The 17,476-nt window shown below is 73.3% G+C and carries 13 protein-coding genes; 10 read left to right on the top strand and 3 right to left on the bottom strand.

Features of this window, described 5'->3' with window-relative positions; genetic code table 11:
- The first annotated feature begins 20 nt into the window (after window positions 1-20).
- Window positions 21-1,046, top strand: a complete 1,026-nt coding sequence (ilvC, locus tag LIV55_RS03910; RefSeq protein ID WP_068274492.1) for a ketol-acid reductoisomerase — start codon at window positions 21-23, stop codon at window positions 1,044-1,046.
- Between the two features lie 89 nt (window positions 1,047-1,135).
- On the opposite strand, the gene LIV55_RS03905 is transcribed toward ilvC, so the two are convergent.
- Window positions 1,136-1,894, bottom strand: coding sequence for an SDR family oxidoreductase (locus LIV55_RS03905; RefSeq protein ID WP_229299235.1), 759 nt, complete (start codon window positions 1,892-1,894; stop codon window positions 1,136-1,138).
- Between LIV55_RS03905 and LIV55_RS03900 the strand changes: the two genes are divergently transcribed.
- From LIV55_RS03900 to cimA, 6 genes are all read left to right on the top strand, one after another.
- Window positions 1,893-2,387: a DedA family protein gene (locus LIV55_RS03900; protein WP_224766977.1), complete on the top strand. Its 495-nt coding sequence runs from the start codon at window positions 1,893-1,895 to the stop codon at window positions 2,385-2,387. The two genes, LIV55_RS03905 and LIV55_RS03900, sit on opposite strands and share 2 nt — an antisense overlap.
- Before the next feature lie 410 nt (window positions 2,388-2,797).
- A complete protein-coding gene (gene ilvD / locus LIV55_RS03895) occupies window positions 2,798-4,639 on the top strand; it encodes a dihydroxy-acid dehydratase (RefSeq protein ID WP_201467387.1) in 1,842 nt (613 codons plus the stop codon).
- 115 nt (window positions 4,640-4,754) lie between these two features.
- A complete protein-coding gene (locus tag LIV55_RS03890) occupies window positions 4,755-5,825 on the top strand; it encodes a 3-isopropylmalate dehydrogenase (protein ID WP_229299234.1) in 1,071 nt (356 codons plus the stop codon).
- A gap of 114 nt (window positions 5,826-5,939) precedes the next feature.
- Window positions 5,940-7,034 (top strand): branched-chain amino acid aminotransferase, encoded by a 1,095-nt coding sequence (locus LIV55_RS03885; RefSeq protein ID WP_229299233.1) that lies wholly within the window; start codon window positions 5,940-5,942, stop codon window positions 7,032-7,034.
- 25 nt (window positions 7,035-7,059) lie between these two features.
- Window positions 7,060-7,857 carry an HAD family hydrolase gene (locus LIV55_RS03880; RefSeq protein ID WP_229299232.1) on the top strand — a complete coding sequence of 266 codons (798 nt, stop codon included), beginning with the start codon at window positions 7,060-7,062 and terminating at the stop codon, window positions 7,855-7,857.
- A gap of 368 nt (window positions 7,858-8,225) precedes the next feature.
- Complete coding sequence (gene cimA, locus LIV55_RS03875; protein ID WP_229299231.1) at window positions 8,226-9,812, top strand: citramalate synthase; 1,587 nt, start codon at window positions 8,226-8,228, stop codon at window positions 9,810-9,812.
- A 173-nt stretch (window positions 9,813-9,985) separates the two neighbouring features.
- On the opposite strand, the gene LIV55_RS03870 is transcribed toward cimA, so the two are convergent.
- Complete coding sequence (locus LIV55_RS03870) at window positions 9,986-13,447, bottom strand: bifunctional proline dehydrogenase/L-glutamate gamma-semialdehyde dehydrogenase (protein ID WP_229299230.1); 3,462 nt, start codon at window positions 13,445-13,447, stop codon at window positions 9,986-9,988.
- An 87-nt stretch (window positions 13,448-13,534) separates the two neighbouring features.
- Here LIV55_RS03870 and LIV55_RS03865 point away from each other — a divergent pair, with 87 nt between their 5' ends.
- The gene (locus tag LIV55_RS03865) at window positions 13,535-14,707 is read left to right on the top strand and encodes a PucR family transcriptional regulator (protein WP_191564466.1); all 1,173 of its coding nucleotides are present in this window, start codon (window positions 13,535-13,537) and stop codon (window positions 14,705-14,707) included.
- 4 nt (window positions 14,708-14,711) lie between these two features.
- Here the strand turns inward: LIV55_RS03865 and LIV55_RS03860 are convergent, their stop codons facing one another.
- Window positions 14,712-15,575 (bottom strand): 3-methyladenine DNA glycosylase, encoded by an 864-nt coding sequence (locus LIV55_RS03860; protein ID WP_229299229.1) that lies wholly within the window; start codon window positions 15,573-15,575, stop codon window positions 14,712-14,714.
- Window positions 15,576-15,698: 123 nt separating this feature from the next.
- Here LIV55_RS03860 and LIV55_RS03855 point away from each other — a divergent pair, with 123 nt between their 5' ends.
- Both LIV55_RS03855 and LIV55_RS03850 read left to right on the top strand, forming a co-directional pair.
- A complete protein-coding gene (locus LIV55_RS03855) occupies window positions 15,699-16,604 on the top strand; it encodes an SGNH/GDSL hydrolase family protein (protein ID WP_191564468.1) in 906 nt (301 codons plus the stop codon).
- Between the two features lie 23 nt (window positions 16,605-16,627).
- Window positions 16,628-17,404, top strand: a complete 777-nt coding sequence (locus tag LIV55_RS03850) for a fumarylacetoacetate hydrolase family protein (protein WP_068274523.1) — start codon at window positions 16,628-16,630, stop codon at window positions 17,402-17,404.
- The last annotated feature ends 72 nt before the right edge of the window (window positions 17,405-17,476 follow it).

Genomic DNA, 17,476 nt, shown 5'->3' with positions numbered 1-17,476 from the left:
GCTGAAGGAGAGGCCCACCAATGGCCGAGATGTACTACGACGACGACGCGGACCTGTCGATCATCCAGGGGCGCAAGGTGGCCGTCATCGGCTACGGCTCGCAGGGCCACGCCCACGCGCTCAACCTGCGCGACTCCGGCGTCGACGTCCGCGTCGGCCTCCAGGAGGGCAGCAAGAGCCGCGCCAAGGCGCAGGACGAGGGCCTGCGGGTCGTCACCCCGGCCGAGGCGGTGGAGGAGGCCGACGTCATCGTCATCCTCACCCCCGACCAGGTGCAGCGTCACGTCTACGCGCAGGACATCGAGCCGGGCCTGACCGAGGGCGACGCCCTCGTCTTCGGCCACGGCTTCAACATCCGCTTCGGCTACATCCAGCCGCCGAAGGGGGTCGACGTCATCCTCGTCGCGCCCAAGGCGCCGGGCCACACCGTGCGTCGTGAGTACGTCGCCGGCCGCGGCATCCCCGACATCATCGCCGTCGAGCAGGACGCCTCGGGCAGCGCCTGGGACCTCGCGAAGTCCTACGCGAAGGGCATCGGCGGCACCCGCGCCGGCGTCATCAAGACGACCTTCACCGAGGAGACCGAGACCGACCTCTTCGGCGAGCAGGCCGTGCTCTGCGGTGGCATGAGCCACCTCGTGCAGGCCGGCTTCGAGACCCTCACCGAGGCGGGCTACCAGCCGGAGATCGCCTACTTCGAGGTGCTCCACGAGCTCAAGCTCATCGTCGACCTCATGTGGGAGGGCGGCATCGCCAAGCAGCGCTGGTCGATCTCCGACACCGCCGAGTACGGCGACTACGTCTCGGGCCCGCGCGTCGTCGACGACCGGGTCAAGGAGTCGATGCGCGGCATCCTCGCCGACATCCAGGACGGCACCTTCGCCCAGCGCTTCATCGACGACCAGGACAAGGGCGCCGTCGAGTTCGCCCGCCTGCGCGAGCAGGAGGCCGGTCACCCCATCGAGGCCACCGGCAAGGACCTGCGCGCCCACTTCGCGTGGAAGCAGAGCGACGACGACTACACGGAGGGCTCGGCCGCGCGCTGACCCCCTTCGGCGCCGCCGACGACGCCGGCTACCGCCCCGTACTGGTCGTGATGACGACCGGTACGGGGCGGTAGCGCGTCACGGGGGAGTCAGCGGGGCTGCGCGGCGAGCCAGGTCGCGAAGGGGGTGCCGCCCACCTCGGCGCCCGGGCCGGCGAGGATGCCGCCCTGCGGCCCGAAGGCGCGCATCGTCGCCCCGAGGGGCGGCAGCGCGAGGAGCCGGGGCGGACGTCGCCCGTCGTGCGCGGCGAGCAGCCGCTCGATCTCGCCGAGGTCGAGCACGTCGGGACCGGCGAGGTCGGGGCCCGGCCGCGGGCCGTCCGGGACCTCCCCGGTCGCCAGCTGCGCCATCCGCCGCCCGACCCACGACAGCTCCACGGGCTGCACCCGCATCCCGCGCACGCCGAGCGCGAGCGGCCCGAGGCGCAGCGCGCGCCCGATCTGAGCGGCGAAGGGGTGGAACTGCGTCGCCCGCACGACCGTCGCGGGCAGGCCGGAGGCGAGGACGAGCTCGTCGGCCGTGCGCTTGGCCCGGTAGTACGGGTAGGGCACCCGCTCGCAGCCGACGATCGAGATCGTCACGACGTGCGGGGTGCCCGCCCGGCGGGCCGCGTCGAGCACCGCCCGCGTCCCGCCGACCGTCATCGAGCGCCACCGCCGCGGGCTCGTCGTGTCGGCGGTGTGGACCACCGCCTCCGCGCCCGAGAGGAGGGGGTCGAGACCGGTGCCGGCCTCGAGGTCGACGCCGGTGCGCCGGCTGGCGACGACGGTCTCGTGGCCGTCCTGCTCGAGGTGGTGGACGACCTGGCTGCCGAGGGCGCCGAGCCCTCCGGTGACGACGACGCGCATGCCCGTCAGCATGCCCGAGCCCACGACGTACCGTGGCCGGGTGGAGGAGATGATGCGCGACTGGCCCGTGGGCCTGGCCTTCGTCGTCCTCCTCGTCGCGGCCCTGGTGCGCGGGTCGGCCACCTACGCCATCGGTCGGGGTGCCCGCTCGGCGGCTGCGCGCCGCTCCGGCGCCGACCGGCCGGGCCCGACGATGGCGCGGGCCGAGCGTCTCGTGCGCCGGGTCGGCCCGCCGGCCGTGAGCCTGGGCTTCCTCACCGTCGGGCTGCAGAGCGCGATCAACCTCAGCGCGGGGGCGATGCGGATGCCGCTGTCCCGCTTCGCGCCGGCGCTCGTCGTCGGTGCGACCCTGTGGGCGACGGTCTACACGACGATCGGCTTCGCGGTCATCGAGGCAGCGCTCGGTCGGGGCTCGTGGTGGCTCCTCGGGGCCGTCGTCGTCGCGGTGGCCGTCGTGCTCGCCGGCCGTGCGCTGCGCCGCCGCGCTCGCTGACCGCGTCACGACGAGACGACCGTCACGTCCACCTGCTGGACACGGGGTCCACGACGTGGACATCGCAGGCGTAGCCTCGACGCAGGCGACGTGACCGGGCCGGCGGAGACCCCGCACATCCCACGTCCGCGCACCCCCACCGGGGACCGCGCCGTCGCCGCCCACGTACGCACCACCGTCAGGAGCACGTCATGAGTGACGAGGCCACGCAGGCGCGCCGCGCGCTGCAGGAGAGCATGGACCGCCGCGACCAGGGCAGCGACGACTGAGCCTGCCCCCCTCGCGACGACGCAGCCGCCACGGATCCCGTGGCGGCTGCTCCCGTCTCCGCCCGCTCGACGGGTCACCCCTTCGCCCGCTCGACGGGACACCCCTTCGCCCACCGCACGACGAGAACTAGGTTTGACGACATGCCCCAGCTGCGATCCCGCACCACGACCCACGGCCGCAACATGGCGGGAGCCCGCGCGCTGTGGCGCGCGACCGGCATGGGCGAGGGCGACTTCGGCAAGCCGATCGTCGCGATCGCCAACTCCTTCACCCAGTTCGTGCCCGGGCACGTGCACCTCAAGGACATGGGCCAGCTCGTCGCCGGCGCCATCACCGAGGCCGGGGGAGTGGGCAAGGAGTTCAACACCATCGCCGTCGACGACGGCATCGCCATGGGTCACGCCGGCATGCTCTACAGCCTGCCCAGCCGTGAGGTGATCGCCGACTCCGTCGAGTACATGGTCAACGCGCACTGCGCCGACGCCCTCGTGTGCATCAGCAACTGCGACAAGATCACGCCCGGCATGCTGCTCGCCGCCCTGCGGCTCAACATCCCGACGGTCTTCGTCTCCGGCGGCCCGATGGAGGCCGGCAAGGCCGTCATCGGCGAGGACGGCGAGGTCGCGACGCGTCTCGACCTCATCGACGCGATGATCAAGTCGGTCGACGACACCGTCTCCGACGAGGAGATCACCCAGATCGAGCAGTCCGCCTGCCCGACGTGCGGGTCGTGCTCGGGGATGTTCACGGCGAACTCGATGAACTGCCTCACCGAGGCGCTCGGGCTCTCGCTGCCCGGCAACGGCTCGACGCTGGCGACCTCCGCGGCCCGCCGCGAGCTCTTCCTGGACGCCGGTCGCCTCGTCGTCGACCTGTGCCGCGACTACTACGACGGCGACGACGAGTCGGTCCTGCCGCGCTCGATCGCCGGCAAGCCCGCCTTCGCCAACGCGATGCGGCTCGACATCGCCATGGGCGGCTCGACGAACACGATCCTGCACCTGCTCGCCGCGGCGCAGGAGGCCGGCGTCGACTTCGACCAGCACGACATCGACGCGCTGTCGCGGGTCACGCCGTGCCTGGTCAAGGTCGCCCCGAACAGCACCGACTACTACATGGAGGACGTGCACCGCGCCGGCGGCGTGAGCGCCATCCTCGGCGAGCTGCACCGCGGCGGCATGCTCGAGACCGAGGTCCGCGCGGTCCACTCGCCCTCGCTCGAGCAGTGGCTCTCCGACTGGGACATCCGCAGCGGGGCCGCGACGGCGAAGGCGACCGAGCTCTTCCACGCCGCTCCGGGTGGTGTGCGCACGACCGAGGCCTTCAGCTCGACGAACCGGTGGACGAGCCTGGACACCGACGGCGAGGGCGGGTGCATCCGCTCCGTCGAGCACGCCTTCACCAGCGAAGGGGGCCTGGCCGTCCTCCACGGCAACCTCGCCCCCGACGGCTGCATCGTCAAGACCGCCGGTGTGCCCGAGCACCAGTGGAGCTTCTCCGGGCCGGCGCGCGTCGCCGAGAGCCAGGAGGACGCGGTGTCGATGATCCTCTCCGGCGGCGTGCAGGCCGGCGACGTCGTCGTCGTGCGCTACGAGGGCCCGAAGGGGGGTCCGGGCATGCAGGAGATGCTCTACCCGACCTCGTACCTCAAGGGCGTGGGCCTGGGCCCGAAGTGCGCGCTCATCACCGACGGCCGCTTCTCCGGCGGCTCCTCGGGGCTCTCCGTCGGCCACGTCTCGCCGGAGGCCGCTGCCGGCGGCGCCATCGGGCTGGTCCGCGACGGCGACGTCATCGAGTTCGACATCCCGAACCGCCGGGTCCAGCTGCTCGTCGACGACGAGGAGCTCGCCGCCCGGCGCGAGGAGCAGGACACGAAGGGGTGGACCCCGGTCGACCGCGACCGCCCCGTCTCCCCGGCGCTGAAGATCTTCGCGAAGTTCGCCCAGTCCGCCGACAAGGGCGCCGCCCGCCTCGTCGACTGACCCCCGCCTCGCTGGTCGAGGTGCGAGCGCCAGCGAGCCTCGAGGCCGCCACGTGCTGGACCGCTATGTGGGACACGGTGTCCACATCACGGGACTGCGTCGTAGCCTCGGGGGCATGACGCAGACGCAGGTGGACACCCCTTCGCAGGCCTCCTCGGGCACCCTCGACCTCGCGGTCATCGGGGGCGACGGGATCGGTCCGGAGGTCGTGGCGGAGGCGCTCAAGGTGCTCTCGGCGACCGGCGTCGGCGCCAGCACCACCGACTACGACCTCGGCGCGAGGCGCTGGCACGCCACCGGCGAGACCCTCCCCGACTCGGTCGTCGAGGAAATCCGCGGGCACGACGCGATCCTGCTCGGCGCCATCGGCGACCCGAGCATCCCCTCCGGCGTCCTCGAGCGCGGCGTGCTGCTGCCGCTGCGCTTCGCGCTCGACCACTACGTCAACCTGCGCCCGGCCAAGCTCTACCCCGGAGTGACGAGCCCCCTCGCCGACCACGTGACGAGCAAGGGCCTCGACTTCGTCGTCGTCCGTGAGGGTACCGAGGGCCCGTACGTCGGCAACGGCGGTGCGCTGCGCGTCGGCACGCCCCACGAGATCGCCACCGAGACGAGCGTCAACACGCGCTTCGGCGTCGAGCGGGTCGTGCGTGACGCCTTCGCCCGCGCGCAGGCGCGCCCGCGCCAGCACCTCACCCTCGTGCACAAGCACAACGTGCTCACCCACGCCGGTCACCTCTGGCGTCGCACGGTCGAGGAGGTCGGCGCCGAGTTCCCCGACGTCGAGACCGCCTACCAGCACGTCGACGCCGCGACGATCTTCCTCGCGACCGACCCGGCCCGCTTCGACGTCATCGTCACCGACAACCTCTTCGGCGACATCATCACCGACATCGCCGCGGCCGTCGCCGGCGGCATCGGCCTCGCCGCGAGCGGCAACATCAACCCCACCGGGGCCGCTCCGAGCATGTTCGAGCCGGTCCACGGGTCGGCGCCCGACATCGCCGGCCAGGGCATGGCCGACCCCACCGCCGCGATCCTCTCCGCTTCCCTCCTGCTCGCCCACGTCGGCCGCGCCGACGAGGCCGCGCGGGTCGAGGCGGCCGTCGCGGCCGACCTCGCCGAGCGTGGCGACCGAGTACGCAGCACGAGCGAGATCGGCGACGCCGTCGCCGCTCGTCTCTAGCCCGCGCCCCGTCACCCCCTTCGTCGACCGGGCTCCGCCCGACGTCGGTGCGGCGCCCTCACCCCCCGCCGCTAGTCTGCCCAGAGCAGACGCACACCCACGTCAGGAGCACCGATGACGCTGTCCTACACCCACGAGCAGCACCCGTCCCCCCGCAGCGACGCCGAGCGCGAGGCGATCCTCGCCGACCCCGGCTTCGGCAACCACTTCACCGACCACATGGTCACGGCGACGTGGACTCGTGACGAGGGCTGGCACGACGGTCGCGTCCACCCCTTCGGCCCGATCGCGATGAGCCCGGCCGCCGCGGTCCTGCACTACGCGCAGGAGGTCTTCGAGGGGATGAAGGCCTACCGCCACGAGGACGGGTCCGTGTGGACCTTCCGCCCCGAGGCCAACGCCGCGCGCATGGCGCGCTCGGCCCAGCGCCTGGCGCTGCCGACGCTGTCCGAGGAGGACTTCGTCGGCTCGCTGCGCGCCCTCGTCGAGACCGACGAGGCGTGGGTCCCCGCCTACGGCACCGGCGAGACGAGCCTGTACCTGCGCCCCTTCATGTACGCCTCCGAGGCCTTCCTCGGCGTGCGCCCCGCCCACGAGGTCACCTACTCGGTCATCGCCTCCCCGGCCGGCGCGTACTTCACCGGTGGCCTCACGCCGGTCAAGCTCTGGGTCAGCGAGCACTACGCCCGCGCTGGCGAGGGCGGCACCGGCTCGGCGAAGTGCGGCGGCAACTACGCCTCCTCGCTCGCCGGTCAGCTCGAGGGCATCGACCACGGCTGCGACCAGGCGGTCTTCCTCGACTCCGCGACCCACACGTACATCGAGGAGCTCGGGGGGATGAACCTCTTCTTCGTCACCTCGGACGGGCGCCTGCGCACCCCGGCGCTCACGGGCTCGATCCTCGAGGGCATCACCCGCGACTCGATCCTCACCCTCGCCAAGGACCTCGACCTCCAGCCCGAGGAGGACCGGATCACCATCGACGAGTGGAAGGACGGCGTCGCCTCCGGCGAGATCACCGAGATCTTCGCGTGCGGCACAGCCGCAGTCATCACGCCCGTCGGCGAGCTGCGGTGGGACGGCGGCTCGGCCGCCTCGACCGCGGGCGAAGGGGGCGGCGAGGTCACCCGGTCGATCCGCTCACGACTGCTCGACATCCAGTACGGCCGCGCCGAGGACACCCGCGGCTGGCTCACCCGGCTGGCCTGAGCCTCGGCCCGACCCCGCCGCTGACGTGACCCACCGACCCCGCCTCGTCGCCACCGACCTCGACGGGACCCTGCTGCGCTCGGACGGGACGGTCTCCGACCGCTCCGTCCGGGCGCTGCGGGCGGTGGCCGCGGCGGGAGTCGAGACCGTGCTCGTCACCGCCCGTCCGCCCCGGTGGCTCGACGAGCTCGCCCACGTCGTCGGCGTGCGGGGGATCGCGGTGTGCGGCAACGGCGCCTTCCGCTACGACGTCGCCGAGCAGCGGGTCTTCGCCGAGCGCACGATCGAGCCCGAGCTGCTCGCCGAGGTCGTCGCCGACCTGCGGCGCGAGCTGCCGGGCACGGGCTTCGCGGCGGAGCGGGCCGGGGGTCTGGCGGCCGAGCGGATGTTCGCCGCGATCCACGACCACCCCGAGGACCTCGTGTGCACCCACCGCATCGAGGAGCTCGGCGACGAGCGCGCGGGCAAGCTGCTCGCCCGCAACCCGCACCTCACCGACGACGAGTTCCTCGTCGCGGCCGGTGAGGTCGTCGCCGACCGGCTCGTCCTCAGCTACTCGGGAGCGGGCGGGCTCGCCGAGATGTCCGCCCCCGGGGTGACGAAGGCGAGCGCGCTCAAGGCGTGGTGCGCCGAGCTCGAGATCGACGCCCATGACGTGTGGGCCTTCGGCGACATGCCGAACGACCTGCCGATGCTGCGCTTCGCCGGACGGGCCTTCGCCGTGGCGAACGCGCACCCCGCGGTCGCCGCGCTCGCCGACGAGAGCGTCGCGAGCAACGACGACGACGGCGTGGCCGCCACCCTCGAGCGGCTTCTGCGCTGAGCGCACGAGACCCCTTGGTCCGGCGACTCCGGTGCTGCCCCGTACGCACGGGGCAGCGTCCTAGCCTGCCAACACGTGCCCACGATGCGGACCCCGGCGCGCGCCGTCGGCGTGGTGGTGCCATGGTGTTGGGGTGATGCCCGAGATGACGACGACCGCCACCGCGGTCCGACTTATTACCTAGGCGCGACGAGCCCCGCTCGTCGCGCAGACCTCCCGCACCCGGGGGGTCTTTTGCGTGTCTCGGGCGGAGCAGGGGAGTCCCCGAGACGGCGACCAGGACCAGGCCACACCCCCGGCCAGGACCCGGCGCGACGAGCGGGATCACCCCCTTCGCCCATCCCCGGGCGCCGACGGACCGAGGACAGATGAGCACCGACTTCCACGTCTACGACACGACGATGCGCGACGGCGCCCAGCAGGAGGGGATCAACCTCTCGGTCGCGGACAAGCTCGTCATCGCGCGGCACCTCGACGACCTCGGCGTCACCCATGTCGAAGGGGGATGGCCCGGGGCCAACCCGACCGACACCGAGTTCTTCGCCCGGGCCGCGACCGAGCTCGACCTGCGCACCGCGACGCTCGCCGCCTTCGGGTCGACCCGCAAGGCCGGGGGGTCCGCCGCGAGCGACCCGCAGGTGCAGGGCCTGCTCGACTCCGGCGCCCCCGTCATCACCCTCGTCGCGAAATCGCACGTCGGCCATGTCGAGCGGGCGCTGCGCACGACGCGCGAGGAGAACCTCGCGATGATCACCGACACGGTGAGCCACCTCGTCGCGCAGGGCCGCACGGTCATGGTCGACACCGAGCACTTCTTCGACGGGTACCTGCTCGACCGCGAGTACGCGCTCGCCTGCGTGCGCGCCGCGTCCGACGCCGGGGCCGAGGTCGTCGCGCTGTGCGACACGAACGGCGGGATGCTGCCGGGCCAGGTGCACGACGCCGTCGCCGACGTCATCGCCAGCACGGGGGCACGTCTGGGCATCCACTGCCACAACGACACCGGGTGCGCGGTCGCGAACACGATGGCGGCGGTCGAGGCCGGCGCGACGCACGTGCAGGGCACCGTCAACGGCTACGGCGAGCGCACCGGCAACGCCGACCTCGTCACCGTCGTCGCGAACCTCCAGCTCAAGCTCGGCATGGACCTCGTCGAGCCCTACCGGCTCCAGGACGCCACGCGCATCGCGCACGCCATCAGCGAGGTGACGAACCACCCGCCCTTCTCGCGGCAGCCCTACGTCGGGGCGGGAGCCTTCGCGCACAAGGCGGGGCTGCACGCGAGCGCGATCAAGGTCGACCCCGACCTCTACCAGCACATCGAGCCCAAGGCCGTCGGCAACGACATGAGGATGCTCGTCTCCGACATGGCCGGACGGGCGACCGTCGAGCTGAAGAGCCGGGAGATCGGCGTCGACCTCGACGGGGAGGACGAGACGCTCGCGCGCGTGCTGGCGCGGGTCAAGACGCTGGAGCAGCGCGGGTACACCTTCGACGCGGCGGACGCGAGCTTCGAGCTGCTGCTGCGCCGCGAGGTGGGGGCCGGGCCGACGCAGTACGCGCAGGTCGAGTCGTGGCGCGCGATCACCGACGTGCGTGGTGCCGACGTCGAGGCGCTGTCCGAGGCGACGGTCAAGGTGCACGCCGGGGGGCGGCGGATCGTCGCGACCGGCGAGGGCAACGGGCCCGTCAACGCGCTCGACGAGGCGCTGCGCCAGGCGCTCGTCGTCGTGTACCCCGAGATCGAGCAGCTCGAGCTCATCGACTACCGGGTGCGCATCCTCGACGCCGCTCACGGCACCGACGCGGTCACCCGTGTGCTCATCGAGACGAGCGACGGCACGACGTCGTGGACGACCATCGGCGTCGCCGCGAACATCGTCGAGGCGTCCTGGCAGGCGCTGCTCGACGGCATCACCTTCGGGCTCATGCGCGGGGAAGTCCCCGTCCGCTGAGGCAGGGGTCGCGAGGGTCAGTGGTCTCGAGGCTCAGGCCCTGGCGGGCCCTCGCACCTCGACCAGCAAAGGGCCCTCGCACCTCGACCAGCGAAGAGCTCTGTCCGCTTGGGTGAGCGCGAATCGCCGCTACGCCGGGTGGGTAGCGGCGATTCGTGCTCACCGAGCGCCGGTCAGTGGCGCTCGACGTGACCGAAGCGGTGGCGGGTGCGGCTGATCGCCTGCTCGCGCACGAAGGTGAGCAGCTCGCGGCGGCCGTTGGCGAGGACCGGGCCGTCGATCACCGTGAGAGCGGTCGGCGCGAGCCCGGCGAGCGCTGCGGGCGTCGTGCCGACGACGCGCACCCGGCCGGCGGGACCGGCCTGCTGGACCGCCCCGGCGACGAAGTCCTCGTCGCTCGCCGTGACGACCTGCACGTGACCGAGCGAGCCCGGCAGACGCAGGTCTGGGTCCGCCGACACGAGGGCCGGCGTGCCGGTGAGGGTGGCGGCGGCGACGAGGCGCACGACCTCGGCGACCGACGCGTCGGCACCGGCGCGCACGACGACGCGCGGCACAGGGCGGTAGCGGAAGACGTTGCTCTCCACCGTGAGCCCGGTGCGGTCGTGCTCGACCCCGATCTCCTGCTCCCACGCGAGCGCGTCGCTGGCCAGGGCGGCGTCGAGCATCGCGCGACCGTCGGCGTCGACCCGATCGCCGAGGACGTGGACGAGGCCGTCCACCGTGCGCTGCACGGCGGGGGAGACCTTCGCCCCCTTCGTCGGCAGACCCTCCGGCGCCCACGTGCCGAGCTGGGCGACGTAGCTGGGGCCGCCGGCCTTGGCGCCCGGTCCGACCGAGCTGGACTTCCAGCCGCCGAAGCTCTGGCGCTCGACGATCGCGCCGGTGATGTGCCGGTTGACGTAGGCGTTGCCGACCTCCACCCGCTCGGTCCACTCCTGGACCTCCTGGGCGTCGAGGCTGTGGATGCCGCCGGTCAGGCCGTAGGCCGTCGCGTTCTGCAGCTCCAGGGCCTCGTCGAGCGAGTCCGCCCGCATGAGGCCGAGCACGGGACCGAAGACCTCGGTGAGGTGGAAGAAGGAGCCCGGCGCGACGCCGTCCTTCAGGCCCGGCGACCACAGCCGACCGGACTCGTCGAGCTGCGTCGGCTCGACGAGCCAGGTCTCGCCCGGCTCGAGCGTGGTGAGCGCCCGCAGCAGCTTGCCCTGGGGCGCCTCGATGACCGGGCCCATGCGCGTCGACAGGTCGACGGGGTAGCCGACCTTGATCGAGCGGACCGCGTCGACGAGCTGGCGGCGGAAGCGCTCCGAGCTCGCGACCGACCCGACGAGGATGCCGAGCGAGGCAGCGGAGCACTTCTGCCCGGCGTGCCCGAAGGCGGAGGAGACGAGGTCGGCGACCGCGAGGTCGAGGTCGGCCGACGGGGTGACGACGAGCGCGTTCTTGCCCGAGGTCTCGCCGTAGACGCGTGCGCCGCCCTCGCGGCCCGAGCGCCAGCCCGCGAAGAGCTCGGCGGTCTCGGACGCGCCCGTGAGCACGACGGTGTGGACGTCGCGGTGGGCGATGAGGTGCTGCCCGACCTCGTCCTCGTCGGTGCGCACGACCTGCAGCACGTCGGCGGGCACACCGGCGGCGTGGAGCGCCTCGGCGGCGACCTCGACGCACCCGGGCGTCTGTGGCGCCGGCTTGATGACGACGGCCGACCCGGCGGCGAGCGCCGCGAGCACGCCGCCGATCGGGATGGCGACGGGGAAGTTCCACGGCGGGGTGACGAGCGTGACGGGCGACGGGGTGAACCGCGCCCCGTCCGTCATCGGCCCGTCCTCGAGCTCGAGGGCCCGGTCGGCGTAGTACGCGGCGAAGTCCGCGGCCTCGGAGATCTCCGGGTCGCCCTCGGCGGCGGTCTTGCCCGCCTCGGCGGCCATGACCGCGAGCAGCTGCTCGCGGCGGCCGTCGAGCTCACGGGCTGCCTGGCGCAGCACTGCGGCCCGCTCGGCGGCGGGACGCCCCGCCCAGCCGGCGTGCGCCCCCTTCGCCCGCTCGACGACCTCGTCGACGGCCTCGACGGAGGCGAGGTGCGGCGCGGTGAGGGTCGGGGCGCCCGCGGCGACGGCGCGCGCCGCCCACTCGCGGTTCACCGGCAGGGCCGGGTCGGAGTCGGGGGTGCCGTGGAAGGTCTCGCCGATCTCCGCGCGGCGCGCCACCCGGCGCGGGCCGACGGAGGTCGCCGGGATGTCGGTGATGCTGCGGCGGTAGCGCATCTCCTGGTCGGGCATCGCGGCCGGGTCGCCCTCGGCGAAGAAGGCGTGGAGGAAGTTCTCCGGCGAGGCGTTCTCCTCGAGGCGGCGCACGAGGTAGGAGACCGCGGCGTCGAAGTCACGGGGGTCGACGACCGGGGTGTAGAGGATGACCGTGCCCACGGTGTCGCGCACCGCGCGGGCCTGGCTCGGCGACATGCCCTGGAGCATCTCGACGTCGAGGGCCGCGCTCACGCCCCGGCGCACGGCGAGCAGGTGGGCGCTCGCGACGTCGTAGAGGTTGTGGCTCGCGACGCCGATGCGCACGCCCGCCTCGACGGCGTCCTCGCGCAGGGCGCGCTCCACGCAGCGCAGGTAGTTGGCGTCGACCTCGGGCTTGCTGCCGTAGGGCGCCTGCTCCCAGTCGTGCAGCTGGGCCTCGACCTGCTCCATGGCGAGGTTCGCGCCCTTGACGAGCCGGATCTTGATCCCGGCGCCGCCGGCTGCGCGACGCCGACGGGCGAAGTCGATCAGCCGCTCCATCGCGGGCAGGGCGTCGGGCAGGTAGGCCTGCAGGACGATGCCCGCCTCGAGGTCGGCGAACTCGGGCTCGGAGAGCATCTGCTCGAAGACCTCGAGGGTGAGGTCGAGGTCGCGGTACTCCTCCATGTCGAGGTTGACGAACTTGCGCGGGCTCGACTGCGCGGCGACGCGGTAGAGCGGGCGCAGCCGCTCGAGGCAGCGCGCGACGGTGCCCTCGGTGTCCCACGTGACGATCTGGCTCACGAGCGAGGAGACCTTGATCGAGACGTAGTCGACGTCGGCGCGCTCGAGCAGCTGGCGGGTGCGCTCGGTGCGGGTCGCCGCCTCGTCCTCGCCGAGGACGGCCTCGCCGAGGAGGTTGATGTTGAGCCGGAAGCCCTCCTCGCGGGCGGCCGCGAGGTGCTTGCCGAGCGCGGGGTCGCGCGAGTCGACGAGGAGGTGGCCGACCATCTGACGCATGCGGGCCCGGGCGACGGGCACGACGACACCGGGGGCGACGCGGGCCGCGAGGGCGCCGGCGCGCAGCAGGGTCTTGTCGACGGTGCCGAGGAAGGCGGCGTCGGAGGCGGAGAGGGAGGCGAGCTCCTTCGCGGCGACCGCGCGGTCCTCGGGGCGCACGACCTTGTCGACGAAGCGCACGGCGAGGTCGAGGCCGGCCTGGTCGGAGAGGAGGGAGGCCAGCTGACCGGTGGTCGCGGCCTCCTTCTTCGTCTGCCCCGCCTCGGTGGCGGCGGCCCAGCGGTCGGCGAGGGCGACGGCGTCGTCGGCCAGGGCGAGCAGCTCGGCGACGGCGCGGTCCGAGCCGTGCTCGGAGCCGGCGTCGGTGGCGGTCCGGGTCGTGGGAGGAGTCGTCATGCTCTCGACGGTAGGCCTGTCCAGGACGGCGTGCCATCATCACGTGTCTGACGATGCGTCCATCTCGTCAGACATCTGTCTGACGAGATGACCGAGCCGAGAGCGAAGGGGGACCCGCCCGTGGCCGACGTGCAGGACGTCGTCGACGAGGTCTCCGGCCTGCTCGAGGCGCCGGTCACGCTGGAGGACAGGCGCTTCCGCCTGCTCGCCTTCGCCGCTCAGCCCGACGCGGCCGACCCGGTGCGCACCGAGACGATCCTCGGGCGGGGCGCGAGCGCGCAGACCCGCGAGTGGTTCGAGGGCTTCGGCATCGCCCACGCCCGCGGGCCGGTGCGCATCCCCGCCAACCCCGAGCGCGGGACGCACCCCCGGCTCTGCCTGCCCGCCTGGGGGCGTGGGGTCGTGCAGGGCTACCTGTGGGCCATCGAGCCCGACGGGGTCCAGATCAACGCCGAGCGGGTGCACGAGGCCGAGGTGCTCGCCGAGCAGGCCGGCGAGATCATCGCCCGGCTCGTCGTCACCCGTCGCGAGACCGGGCGTCTCGTCCACGAGCTGCTCGACGCGACCCGCTCCACCGAGGACGCCGCGGCCCGGGCCCTCGCGCACGACCTCGGCGTCGACCCGGCGACGCGGGCCGTCGTCGCGGTCGTCGGGCGACGCGGGGGGTCCGTCGTGCCCGAGCACCTCCAGGGCTGGGGCGGGCTGCCCCGACGGGTGGGCGTCGCCGACCGCGACAGCCGCAGCGTGCTCGTCGTCCCCGTGCCGCAGGAGCGGGCCCGCGCCGAGGCGCAGGCCGTCGTCGAGCAGGCCGTGCGCGCGGTCTCGCGCCACCTGCCCGCCGACGAGCTCGTCGTCGGCGTGGGCGACCCGGCGCCGCTCGCCGAGGCCACTCGGTCGTGGGAGCAGGCCCGTGCCGCGGTGGCGGCCGTCGGCCAGGGCTCGACCGGTCCGGTCAGCGCGTGGTGGTCCGACCTCGGCGTGCGCCGTCTGCTCGGCGGGCCGGCCGCGGCGGAGGTCGTCTCGGCCGCCCTCACCCCCGGCGTGCGCGCCCTGCTCGACGCCGGCGACCCCGACCTCGTGCGCACGGCGCGCACCTACCTCGACGCCGCCGGGTCGGTCGCGGTGACGGCGCGCACCCTCGGGCTGCACCGGCAGAGCGTCTACGCCCGGCTCTCACGGGTCGAGCGCGTCACCGGGCTCTCCCTCGCCGACGGCCGCGACCGCCTCGAGCTGCACCTCGGGCTCACCCTCGCCGGTTGAGGCGTCAGGCCGGCAGCGCCTCGAGCAGCCGTCGTCGCAGGGCGTCCGAGCGCACGGCGAAGTCGCGCTGGCGCCGCGCGTACTCCGCCCGCCCCGCGGGCGTCTCGACCGCCACGGCGTCGAGGCCGAACGCGCTGACGTCGTAGGGGCTGGCCTGCATGTCGAGCACGCGGATCTCGCGGGCGAGGAGGAAGGCGTCGAGCGTCAGCGCGGAGGGCACGAGCGGCGCGAGCGTGAAGCACCACTTGTAGAGGTCCATCCCCGCATGGAGGCAGCCCGGCTGCTCCATCGCGACCTGCGCCTCGCGGGTCGGGCGCAGCGCGTTGAGCGGTCGGGCCGGCTCGGTGAAGAAGCGGTACGCGTCGAAGTGGCTGCACCGCACCGTGGAGCGCTCGACGACCTCGTCGGTCGCGGCCTGACCCAGGCGCAGCGGCAGCTGCTCGTGCCGCTGCTCGCCGGGCGCGAGCCGGTAGACCATCGCCCACTCGTGCATCCCGAAGCAGCCGAGGTGGGCGGGTCGTCCGAGGGTCGCCGTGAGCAGGGTGCGCACGCGCTCGACGGACGCGCCCCGGCGCTCGAGCACCTCGTCGAGGTCCACCTCGGCGGCCCCGTCCTGCACGACGTAGCCCGTGCGCCCCTGGTACTCCGGTGCGTCCCCGAGCACGACCCCGTGGCCCGGGTGCCAGCGGCGCAGGTGACCCACGCGATGGCGGTAGTAGTCGAAGAGGAAGTCCTCGACGGGGTGCTTCTCGCCACGCGCCCGGCGCTCGCGGTGCCCCGCCGTGAGGGCGTCGACGGCCTCCTCGTGGGCCCGGGCCAGCGGGAGCCACTGCTCCCGCGGCACGAGGGTCGAAGGGGGAGCCGTCACCCCTCCAGGGTAGTTCCGTCGGAACGGCCTGCGGACCGCCCTGCCGCGGCTTAGGGTGAGGCACCGCCACCGCCGCCGACCTGCGAGGACGCGGCCGCCACCCCCTGTCAGATGGAGGACGCCATGCCGCGTCGTGCTCACCCCTTCGCCCGCTCCCGGACCACCGCCGCGCTCGTCGCGGCGGCCGCAGCCCTCGGTCTCGGAGCCGGGGCCGTCCAGGCGCTGCCGACCCACTCCGAGCGCGTGACCGGCGCGGCCGCCCCGGCGGCCCCGATCAACCCGCCCGGCCCCTACGGCTACTACATGAGCCTCGGCGACTCCCTCTCGATGGGCTACCAGCCGCAGACGAAGGACCAGCCGCGCGCCGGGTACAACGGCGCCGTCCTCAAGGCGGTCCGCGCGACGAACCGCAACACCGACATCCGCACCTTCGGCTGCAGCGGCGAGACGAGCACGACCTTCCTCAAGGGCGGGCGCTGCGACTACGGCGAGGGCAGCCAGATGGCGCGCGCCGAGGCCTTCATGAAGGGCCGCACGAACGTCCGCACCATCACCCTCAGCCTCGGGGGCAACGACGTCGTCCCCTGCGCCCGCTCGGGCTCGGTCGACGCCGAGTGCATCCAGAAGGCGACGACGACGCTGACGACCAACCTCGCCGAGATCGTGCGCCGGCTGCGCGCCGCCGCCCCGAACGCCCAGATCGTCGTGCTCGACAACTACGACGTCTTCCTCGGCGAGTGGGTCAAGGGTGCCGCCGGCCAGGAGACCGCCAAGCAGTCGCTCATCTTCTCGCACCTGCTCACCGGCGTCGTCTCCTTCGCCGCCTTCGAGGGCCGCGCCGACGTCGCGAAGGTCTCGACGTACTTCCACACGGACAGCTGGCGTCCGCGCAAGAGCGCGTCCTTCGGCACCCTCCCGCGCAACGTCTCGCTCATCTGCGACTGGACGTACTACTGCAGCCAGGGCGACATCCACCCCACGGACGAGGGCTACGCACGGATGGCCACGGCCGTCGTCGCCGAGCTGTGAGGGCCTCGAACTAGGGTGACCCCGTGCGCATCGCGAGGTACACCACAGGAGATGACCCGGTCTACGGCCTGGTCGACGGCGACGGGACGAAGATCGCCGAGGTCAGCGGCGACCCGCTCTACCAGCGGATCGAGCTGACCGGACGGACGACGACGGTCGAGGAGGTGCGGCTGCTCGCGCCCGTGATCCCGCGCAGCAAGATCATCGGGATCGGGCGCAACTACGCCGACCACGCCGCGGAGATGGGCAACGAGGTCCCGGCCGAGCCGATGATGTTCCTCGTGCCGAACACCGCGGTCGTCGGCCCGGGCGACCCCGTCGTCATCCCGCCGATCACGAAAGAGGTCTCCTTCGAGGGAGAGCTTGCGGTGATCATCGGGCGGATGTGCAAGGACATCGAGCCCGAGGAGGTGCGGAAGGTGATCTTCGGCTACACGATCGCCAACGACGTCACCGCGCGCGACCTCCAGCGCGGTGACGGGCAGTGGGCCCGGGCCAAGGGCCTGGACACCTTCTGCCCGCTCGGGCCGTGGATCGAGACCGACCTCGACCCGCAGTCCGTCGACATCGTCACCACGCTCGACGGCGAGGTGGCCCAGGACGGGCACAGCTCGGACATGGTGCACGGCGTCGCCGAGCTCGTCTCCTACGCGAGCAAGGCCTTCACCCTCCTGCCCGGCGACGTCATCCTCACCGGCACCCCCGCGGGTGTCGGCCGGGTGGTCGCCGGGCAGCGGGTCGAGGTCGAGATCGCCCAGATCGGGACCCTGTCCAACCCCTTCGTCGCCGCCGAGGACTGACACGACAGGGGAGTCCTCCCCATCGCGCCCGCCCTCACCCCCTGGTTACGGTGCACGCGACCCCGGGGTGAG

The sequence above is a fragment of the Janibacter melonis genome (assembly GCF_020567375.1).
Taxonomy (GTDB): Bacteria; Actinomycetota; Actinomycetes; order Actinomycetales; family Dermatophilaceae; genus Marihabitans; species Marihabitans melonis.
This window is presented reverse-complemented; position numbering and strand designations above follow the sequence as displayed.

Excerpts from the sequence above, each read along its gene's own strand:
- LIV55_RS03885 (WP_229299233.1), top strand. The coding sequence starts at position 5,940 with ATGACGCTGTCCTACACCCACGAGCAGCACCCGTCCCCCCGCAGCGAC.
- ilvC (WP_068274492.1), top strand. The coding sequence starts at position 21 with ATGGCCGAGATGTACTACGACGACGACGCGGACCTGTCGATCATCCAG.
- ilvD (WP_201467387.1), top strand. The coding sequence starts at position 2,798 with ATGCCCCAGCTGCGATCCCGCACCACGACCCACGGCCGCAACATGGCG.
- LIV55_RS03870 (WP_229299230.1), bottom strand. The coding sequence starts at position 13,447 with ATGACGACTCCTCCCACGACCCGGACCGCCACCGACGCCGGCTCCGAG.
- LIV55_RS03900 (WP_224766977.1), top strand. The coding sequence starts at position 1,893 with ATGCCCGTCAGCATGCCCGAGCCCACGACGTACCGTGGCCGGGTGGAG.
- LIV55_RS03865 (WP_191564466.1), top strand. The coding sequence starts at position 13,535 with ATGACCGAGCCGAGAGCGAAGGGGGACCCGCCCGTGGCCGACGTGCAG.
- LIV55_RS03905 (WP_229299235.1), bottom strand. The coding sequence starts at position 1,894 with ATGCGCGTCGTCGTCACCGGAGGGCTCGGCGCCCTCGGCAGCCAGGTC.
- cimA (WP_229299231.1), top strand. The coding sequence starts at position 8,226 with ATGAGCACCGACTTCCACGTCTACGACACGACGATGCGCGACGGCGCC.
- LIV55_RS03855 (WP_191564468.1), top strand. The coding sequence starts at position 15,699 with ATGCCGCGTCGTGCTCACCCCTTCGCCCGCTCCCGGACCACCGCCGCG.
- LIV55_RS03890 (WP_229299234.1), top strand. The coding sequence starts at position 4,755 with ATGACGCAGACGCAGGTGGACACCCCTTCGCAGGCCTCCTCGGGCACC.